The 9,431-nt window shown below is 42.5% G+C and carries 5 protein-coding genes; 2 read left to right on the forward strand and 3 right to left on the reverse strand.

Annotated elements, in window-relative coordinates:
- Positions 1-11 precede the first annotated feature (11 nt).
- Positions 12-4,748, reverse strand: a complete 4,737-nt coding sequence (locus TOL9009_RS0106470) for a WD40 repeat domain-containing protein (RefSeq protein WP_084763143.1) — start codon at positions 4,746-4,748, stop codon at positions 12-14.
- 66 nt (positions 4,749-4,814) lie between these two features.
- Positions 4,815-6,161: an AAA family ATPase gene (locus tag TOL9009_RS0106475; RefSeq protein WP_029631970.1), complete on the reverse strand. Its 1,347-nt coding sequence runs from the start codon at positions 6,159-6,161 to the stop codon at positions 4,815-4,817.
- A 258-nt stretch (positions 6,162-6,419) separates the two neighbouring features.
- Between TOL9009_RS0106475 and TOL9009_RS0106480 the strand changes: the two genes are divergently transcribed.
- Positions 6,420-7,040 carry a TenA family protein gene (locus TOL9009_RS0106480; RefSeq protein WP_029631971.1) on the forward strand — a complete coding sequence of 207 codons (621 nt, stop codon included), beginning with the start codon at positions 6,420-6,422 and terminating at the stop codon, positions 7,038-7,040.
- A 189-nt stretch (positions 7,041-7,229) separates the two neighbouring features.
- On the opposite strand, the gene TOL9009_RS38390 is transcribed toward TOL9009_RS0106480, so the two are convergent.
- Entirely contained in the window at positions 7,230-7,427 is a 198-nt protein-coding gene (locus TOL9009_RS38390) for a hypothetical protein (RefSeq protein ID WP_051502822.1), read from the reverse strand.
- Positions 7,428-7,558: 131 nt separating this feature from the next.
- Between TOL9009_RS38390 and ilvD the strand changes: the two genes are divergently transcribed.
- Complete coding sequence (gene ilvD, locus TOL9009_RS0106490; RefSeq protein ID WP_029631972.1) at positions 7,559-9,244, forward strand: dihydroxy-acid dehydratase; 1,686 nt, start codon at positions 7,559-7,561, stop codon at positions 9,242-9,244.
- The last annotated feature ends 187 nt before the right edge of the window (positions 9,245-9,431 follow it).

Here is a 9,431-nt window from a genome sequence, read left to right on the forward strand (position 1 = left end):
CACCCCACACCCTACCCCCTACCCCCATTCTTCTGCAACTCCCGTGCTTTCTTCTCTAGGTCAAAATTTAACTGCGGATTCCACTTTTGTGCGTCACGGAATTTCTCAATCGCAGCCTTAATCTCACCATTTTTCGCTTGTTCCTCTCCTTGAACCACCAGCACCTCAGCACTTCTAGCTAAAAGAGATGGTGTTTGGCATACCTTGAGATCGGCTAACACTTCCGGATGGAAAGCTAAGTAGTTTTCTAAGCGACTGCAACCACTTTTGACTAAATTATCAAAATCGAAATCCCATAAGATTATTGTATTGTCGTAGCTTGCAGAAGCGAGGGTTTTACCGTCGGGGTTCCAAGCCACACCAATGACCCCATCGCTATGCCCAGTCAGAGTTTTAATTTGTTTACCAGTAGTTACATCCCAGAGTTTGATGGTTTTGTCTGAACTTGCAGAAGCGAGGGTTTTACCGTCGGGGTTCCAAGCCACGCCAATGACCGCATCCCTATGCCCAATCAGGGTTTTAATTAGTTTACCAGTAGTTGCATCCCAGAGTTTGATGGTTTTGTCTGAACTTGCAGAAGCGAGGGTTTTACCATCGGGGTTCCAAGCCACACCATTAACCCTATCGCTATGCCCAGTCAGGGTTTTGATTAGTTTACCCGTAGTTGCATCCCAGAGTTTGATGGTTTTGTCCAAACTTGCAGAAGCGAGGGTTTTGCCGTCGGGGTTCCAAGCCACACCAATGACCGCATCGCTATGCCCAGTCAAGGCTTTGATTAGTTTACCAGTAGTTACATCCCAGAGTTTGATGATATTATCATAACTTGCAGAAGCGAGGGTTTTGCCGTCGGGGTTCCAAGCCACACCATTGACCCCATCACTATGCTCAGTCAGGGTATTGACCGCATCGCTATGCTCAGTCAGGGTTTTGATTAGTTTACCAGTAGTTGCATCCCAGAGTTTGATGGTTTTGTCCAAACTTGCAGAAGCTAGGGTTTTGCCGTCGGGGTTCCAAGCCACACCATTGACCGCATCGCTATGCCCAGTCAAGGCTTTGATTAGTTTACCAGTAGTTACATCCCAGAGTTTGATGATATTATCATAACTTGCAGAAGCGAGGGTTTTGCCGTCGGGGTTCCAAGCCACACCAATGACCGCATCGTTATGCCCAGTCAGGGTTTTGATTTGTTTACCCGTAGTTGCATCCCAGAGTTTGATGGTTTTGTCGTTACTTACAGAAGCGAGGGTTTTGCCGTCGGGGTTCCAAGCCACACCAATGACCGCATCGTTATGCCCAGCCAGGGTTTTGATTTGTTTACCCGTAGTTGCATCCCAGAGTTTGATGGTTTTGTCGTTACTTACAGAAGCGAGGGTTTTGCCGTCGGGGTTCCAAGCCACACCAATGACCGCATCGTTATGCCCAGTCAGGGTTTTGATTTGTTTACCAGTAGTTGTATCCCAGAGTTTGATGGTTTTGTCCCAACTTGCAGAAGCGAGGGTTTTGCCGTCGGGGTTCCAAGCCACACCAATGACCGCATCGCTATGCCCAGTCAGGGTTTTGATTAGTTTACCAGTAGTTGCATCCCAGAGTTTGATGGTTTTGTCCCAACTTGCAGAAGCGAGGGTTTTGCCGTCGGGGTTCCAAGCCACACCAATGACCGCATCGCTATGCCCAGTCAGGGTTTTGATTAGTTTACCAGTAGTTGCATCCCAGAGTTTGATGGTTTTGTCGTTACTTCCAGAAGCGAGAATTTTACCGTCGGGGTTCCAACCCACACGAATGACCCTATCGCTATGCCCAGTCAGGGTTGTTAGCTCTGTAACTGGGTAGTTTGAATATACTACTTGCCGTAAAGCTGCTTTTATGAGAATTTGGTTATTTCCTGCTTTTCCTTCACCTTGTTTAATTTTTCCTGCTGCTTTTAAAACTGCAATTAAAGCATCACGGGTTTCCCCAGAAGCAAAAAGCGTTTCGGAGGAATTTATTTGTGCTTCTAATGCATTAATATCAGCTTGTTGCTTTTGCTTATTTGCCTCCCATGCTTGATAACCTGCTGTGACAGTCAGCACCGCAAACCCAAATCCCGCAGCAATTGAACCAGCCAAAGCACGTTTGAGAAATTTATTGAACTTTATTTCGCTGGCTTTTCTTTGCTCTCTTTCCCTCTGCAATTCTTCCATCAACACTTTTAACTTCGGTTCCTGTTGCTGACGAATAAAGGCGGCGATATAATCGTGAACTAATTGATAACGGTCATCAGGTTTTTCTGGCAACACCAACACCAAGCCAGATTTAACTAAAATCTCCAAAACTAAATCGAATTGACTAGGGAGGGTGCGCGACAGCGCAATAACATGCTTTAAATCTCTTTCCAACTCAACACCAGTTTTCAACGGACGAGTCCCCTTTTCATCTGTCAGGGAATACAACAAAAGTTCTGCCACGGGGATATTTTCTGTACCACAGTTTTCCACAACTGCTTGTAAATAGCGCTTAACTAATTCTTCCTTGGCTTTATTACCCAATAAGCTATATTTTGCCAGTATATTAATATCTTCAGTTTGCAACTGTGCGCCGACAATTTGCAATTCGATTGGACGCACTTCTTTTAATGCACCTGCTAAATCTTCCACCAATTTATCAATTAAACCAGATTCCAAAGGAAAATTAGCATTCTCCGTTAAACGTTGAATAATTGACTTTGCATCGCTGGGTGTAAAATTCCCGACTTTATAGAGAACATTATTGCTGAGAATATCATTACCAATAATCTTCATGCTAGATAAATCATTGCACTCCAGCAAATAATGCAGATAATCCACACGCAGCGACAAAATCACTTTTACCGAAAGAACATTGAGACACTCAGCCAAAAATTCCATAAATTCTCGTCTTTGCGCTGGTTCAGTGTAAACAAAGAAAAATTCCTCAAACTGATCGAAAATCAACACCGTGCGAATGTTGCGCTCTTCAATTTCTGTTAATTGCTGGAATATCGGGGAACCTAACCCCCCAACCCCCGAACCTTGCAGGGAAGGGGGAGAATTTAAAGCTTCTCTTCTTTCAGGAGAGAGGTTTTCTGTGATTTGCTTTGTTAATTCCTCTTGCCAATTAGTGTAAACTCGCATTACCACAGGCAAATTATCTTTAATACCAATCGCTTTATTTTTCAAAGCTGGTTCAAGTCCCGCATTTACCAGGGAACTTTTACCTACACCAGACTCTCCGTAAATTACTATTAGCTTACAATCGTGACGACCAACCCGTTCAATTAATCTTTCTACATCCAATTGACGAGTAGATGCAGCAATTTCCGGTGCAATTGTTTCCCTATATTTATGTTCTGTACTAAAAGTTTCTGTTTTAAATGATTGCAATCTCCCCGCACCAATAAAAGCCCGTAAACCAAATTGCTGTTCTACAGAAAATTGCTCTTGTTTAAGCTCATAAGCTTTTAGATATTCTTTTGACTCAAAATACAGGTTTTGTAAATCTTTTAATATATCTAGATAAAGCCTTAAATCTTCTAGAGGTTCGCTTAATTCTCGCGCTGTTTCCAAATTGCGAATTGCGGCTGATTTCTCACCTAAATGATATTGCGATTTAGCTAGGAGAAATTTATAAAGGCTTTTATTGACATCTTCTTCTAAATTAGATATTTCCCATGCTTGACAAGCAAAATTCTTGGCATCTTGCCAGCGTTCCTCTGCTAAAGCTACCTCTGCCAAAAATCCGTAATCTCTTGCCAAATTTAAACATTGATTTTCAGCTTGATGTATTTCTATAGCTTGGTTTGCTAACCTTTCTAAAGCTTCCCATTCTTCTAAATCTCGTAATGCTTCTCCAAATTTGATGCAAGCATTAGCAATTAACTTATGTTGTTGATGCTCGTAGATTAAATTTAGATATTCTTCAATGTAATTTTTTGTTATTTGCCAATCGGGATGTGTTTTATCTGAAATTCTCAGAGATTTTAAATAATAGCAGTAAGCAATCTCATGAAGATTTTTTAGCTGACGTTCTAAATTATTAAGTCGCTGCCATAAAAATAGACTTTTTTGGAAATGTTTTATGGCTGTATCCTTTTGATTAGTGACTCCTTTAACCAAACCAAGCAAAGATTCTAAATCAGCCTGCAATTCCAAAGTGAAAAACTCTTCATCTCCTAATAAATCTTTCTGCGCTGCTTCTAATTCTGCTGCCAAGATGAAATAATCATCTTCACTTAATCTGAAATTATCGCTAAACCACAAATTAGCAATATCCCTCACTTCATTTGCTAACTCATCCTTAGCTATTTCAAAATTTTTACTAGTTGCCCAACTTTCCAAATCTGGGGCAAACTGCATTACTTGCTTGTAAACATCATCATTAATCCACAATACCAACGGAAACGGCAAATGCTTGCGAAATTCTTCCCGCACTTGATTAGCAGAAGTCAACATCTGGGAAAGTCCCTGCACTGACTCCCAACCTAAAACCATCAATGCAGCAGGTAAATCCTCACCAAATTCCTCATAAATCGCAGTATAAAGAGTCCTCCCAGACTGCCGCAACTGCAAAACACTAACTTCTACTTGACAAATTTCTTGTAATCTGGATATGAGATGCGATCGCAAACTCGCATAATTACACCTTGCCAAAATCAGCTTAAACTTTCCCGCAGCGTTTTCTATTGCCCAAGCGAGTTGCCGTAAAGCTTTTTCATTATTCACCTCTAATGACGTTTCTCCCTTATCTTCCTGCATCGGATTTTAGATTTTGGTCAAGTTATCCCTATCCCCCACACCCTACACCCCACACCCCACACCCTCTTACTGTAATTCTCTTGCTTCAGCCAAAATCGGATTAACGTCAAACCAAACTTCCCCATTATCCCGATATTCAAATACAAACCGACTGCGGATGAGTTTTTGATACCCTTGGTCATCGCTAACCTTTTTCTTTTCCTTGACCCGACGCAACAATTCCCATTCTTCATCGGAAATTGGCAACATCATTTCATTTCGACGACCAATAATTACAGCTTCCAAAGTTGCACGGGTAAGGGGAAGCTTCATTTCCTCCTGAATACACGTATTTAACAACTTCAACAAATCTCGAACGTGACCACCACTTGCCATACATAAACGGTCGAGGGTGATTTCATCATCAAATATTACTGAAATTTTACCGTATCGCTCAACTGAGTTCAAGTCAGGAAATGCCCTTGCTAAAACCATCTCCCGCATTAATGCCATCCCTGCTGAGTGGACGCTACCATCTGGCAATTTTACAGGCACCATCGGTAACACCTTCGGGTCATCAAAGCGCTGTGTCAGCATTCCATAATCATTAGAAAACTTGAGGGAAAGTGGCATTGTATACACAACATGACAATTCAACTTGTTGAGAAATTCACCTTGATCGACAAATAAATATTCCTGTTGCGCTCGTCCCCAAGCTTTAATACGATTATCAATGCGATCGAGATTATCGACAATTACCACCAAACCCTTTTTACCTTGCTGTTTCAGTTTAGCGATCGCAGGTTCCAAAAACTCCTGATTAATCGCAGCCAAAAGCTTGATTTTTTGCGGTCCCAAATACTGATTGAGTCTTTCCCGCAAGGTTGCATCGCTTTTAGCCTTGCTGGTAATTTCCCCAATCCCCAGAGAGAGCGAATATTTCTCCTTTTCAGCCGAAAACCCAATATCCCCCACATTGGGAACCTTCAGCTTCACCCCGGTAACTTCCGAGTTTAAAACATTCCACGCACCTTGCAGCAATTCCTTAAACCTGCGGGGTTCGGCAATATTTATCTGCTCTAAATTTTCGCTGACCCGACGTGCGATCGCAAGCATTACATCACCAATATCCACATCAGTCATTTCCAAGTCTTCGCTAGACTCAAAATAAATCACATGAAAGCCATCTGTTTCTAGTTCCCCCTGCAAGCGTAATAGTTCCGTTGATTTTCCACAACCAATATGCCCCGTCAATAAAGTACAAGTGGGGTCATCCGGCTTGAAATAGGTAATTTTTTGCTTCAGCTTGGTGATAATATCTCCACCCCGCACCGAAGAAAAATCAATATAATATTTTCTATCTTCTGGATTAGTGATAACTAGAGTCTTGCTAGGGTCAGTTGCTTCAAAAAATTTCCGTAAATCTATAGCCATCACGCTGCTGATTTAGTAATTATTTATATCCTTGGAAGAAACTTTACAGGTAAATGCAGCAGTAAAGATACTTCTTCAGGTATTTTTAATTATAGTTAGATCCACTCAATGACGCCTTGCCTCATCCCATAGTGCGATCGCGTTGTTTCAATTCCAGATAGGACTTACGCAATTCATGGTGCGTTGCGCTGCGCGACAACACACCCTACATTTAATTTATTGCCCAATGCCCAATGCCCAATGCCCAACACTTAACAAATGACTATATCTGCTCAATTGTGGAAAGCAAATCAAGATTTAGCGCAAGCTTGTTTAAAGCATCCTTTTGTTCAAGGCATTGCTGATGGTACGCTAGATTCGCAGAGGTTCGCTTACTATGTCGGACAAGATGCTTTTTTCTTAGAAGCTTTTGCCCGTGCTTACAGTATTGCTGCTGCGAAAGCACCAGATTGGGCAGGATTTATTATATTTCACAATTTAGCGGCTGGTGTTTTGCAAGAATTACAGTTACATCAGAGTTATGCCCAAGCTTGGAAAGTTAATCTGCAATCTGTTGAACCACAAGCAGCTACTAGGCGTTATACTGACTTTTTATTAGCAACTGCTTGGGGTGGAGATGTTGGTTTAACTGCTGCTGCGATGTCTCCGTGTATGCGTTTGTATGCTTTTTTGGGAGAAGAGTTAGCGCGTAATGGTATTCCCAATCATGAGTATGCAGAGTGGATTCGCACTTATAGCAGCGCAGATTTTCAACCGCTAGCAGTGGAATTAGAAGGTTTGGTGGAAAGTTATGCTACTGCTACTACTTTAGTACATTCAACTTATCGTTATGCGATGTTGTGTGAGCGAGACTTTTTTCAAGCAGCTTGGGAAAGTTGATAAAAAGGGTGTAGGGTATAGGGTGTCGGGTGTAGGGAAAAAAAGAAAAGTTTTTTTACATCCGACACGCCGCAATACGGTTCGGATAAGATTTTTTGATGAAAATTATAGATCACAAAGACGCGATAAATCGCCGTCTCTACAAAGGACTTTTTATTGTAAAGACGGCGATTTATCGCGTCTCTTGTCTTAACCGAACTGTATTGCGTCAGATTTTGCCTTTTCGGTGCCGACAGCGATCGCCCACGATAAATTTTCTGCCAATAGTCCAGATAAGACTAAACTGGGTGTAATGGGTTCAACTTCTGGTAAAAAACGACCACCTTCAACGGTGCTTAACCCAAAGTCTTGCTTTACTCTGCGGAATGTAAAATCGCTGTATGCCATATCGCAAAATCCGAAGAACGAAATTTGAGATTTTTAACTTTTAACTCTTGCTTCATTGTGCATCCTATGCATGAGAAAATCGTGTAACATAAGCGCTAATTAAAGTGTCGATCGCGTGGAATTAAACAAAGATGTCAGATAATTTAAGAAGTCAGGTTATCACTCAAGGGGTACAACGATCGCCTAATCGAGCGATGCTACGTGCTGTTGGTTTTAAAGATGAGGATTTTATCAAGCCAATTGTCGGTGTAGCTAATGGTTACAGTACCATAACTCCCTGCAATATGGGAATTAATCAACTCGCACTCAGAGCGGAAGCTAGTATTAAAAATGCTGGAGGAATGCCGCAATTATTCGGTACTATTACTATTAGCGATGGGATTTCGATGGGAACTGAGGGAATGAAATATTCCCTGGTGTCACGAGAAGTAATTGCTGATTCCATTGAAACTGCTTGCACTGGGCAAAGTATGGATGGTGTACTTGCTATCGGTGGTTGTGATAAAAATATGCCTGGTGCGATGATTGCGATCGCTCGCATGAATATCCCGGCTATCTTTGTTTACGGGGGTACAATCAAACCCGGACACCACGATGGACGCGATTTAACTATTGTCAGTTCCTTTGAAGCTGTCGGACAACACAGCGCTGGCAAAATTGACGACAAAGAACTTTCAGAAGTCGAACACAAAGCTTGTCCAGGTGCAGGTTCTTGTGGGGGAATGTTTACAGCTAATACCATGTCTTCCGCTTTTGAGGCGCTGGGTATGAGTTTACCATATTCCTCAACGATGGCGGCTGAAGATGCAGAAAAGGCAGATAGTACAGAAAAATCTGCGTTTGTTTTAGTTGAAGCAATCCGCAAACAAATTCTACCCAGCCAAATAATCACCCGCAAATCTATCGAAAATGCCCTTTCGGTGGTTATGGCAGTTGGTGGTTCCACAAATGCAGTATTGCATTTTTTGGCGATCGCCCACACTGCTGGTGTCGAACTTAATTTAGATGACTTTGAAATCATCCGCGCTCGTGTTCCAGTTTTGTGCGATTTAAAACCCAGCGGACGTTATGTAGCTACCGACTTACACAAAGCTGGTGGTATTCCCCAAGTGATGAAAATGCTACTTGTGCATGATTTACTTCACGGAGATGCTCTGACTATCACTGGACAAACAATCGCCGAAGTGTTGGCAGATATACCAGATGAACCATCCCCCAACCAAGATGTAATTCGTCCTTGGAATAACCCGATGTATCCCCAAGGACACTTGGCTATACTCAGAGGAAATCTGGCGACAGAGGGAGCAGTAGCGAAAATTACTGGCGTAAAAGTCCCCAAAATTACGGGAACTGCACGAGTATTTGAATCAGAAGAATCTTGTTTAGATGCGATTTTAGCAAAGCAGATAAATGCAGGTGATGTTATCGTCGTTCGCTACGAAGGACCAAAAGGAGGTCCAGGGATGCGAGAAATGTTAGCACCAACCTCAGCAATTATCGGTGCGGGTTTAGCTGATTCAGTCGGGTTAATTACAGACGGACGATTTTCTGGTGGTACTTACGGAATGGTAGTTGGACATGTGGCGCCAGAAGCAGCAGTTGGGGGAGCGATCGCTCTGGTGGAAGAAGGTGATACTATCACAATTGATGCTCATGCGCGACTGTTGCAATTAAACGTATCCGATGAAGAATTAGCTCGTCGTCGTGCAAATTGGCAACCCCGTCCACCTCGTTATACCAAAGGTGTGTTAGGGAAATATGCTAAACTAGTATCTTCCAGCAGTCTTGGTGCGCTGACAGATTTAGATTTGTTTTGATAATTGCGTAGAGACGTTCCGGTGGAACGTCTGGGTAGAGACGTTCCACCGGAACGTCTCCACAAAGGTTTCGGTCGATGTCTATCCCTCTGTCCTTTCAGGCTAGCATGTACACACAAGTCATCGAATTACCCAAAAACCTTGAAAAACCTCACCCTGTCCGTTCCGGACATCCCTCTCCTTACCA

The sequence above is a fragment of the [Scytonema hofmanni] UTEX 2349 genome (assembly GCF_000582685.1).
Lineage (GTDB): Bacteria > Cyanobacteriota > Cyanobacteriia > Cyanobacteriales > Nostocaceae > Hassallia > Hassallia hofmanni.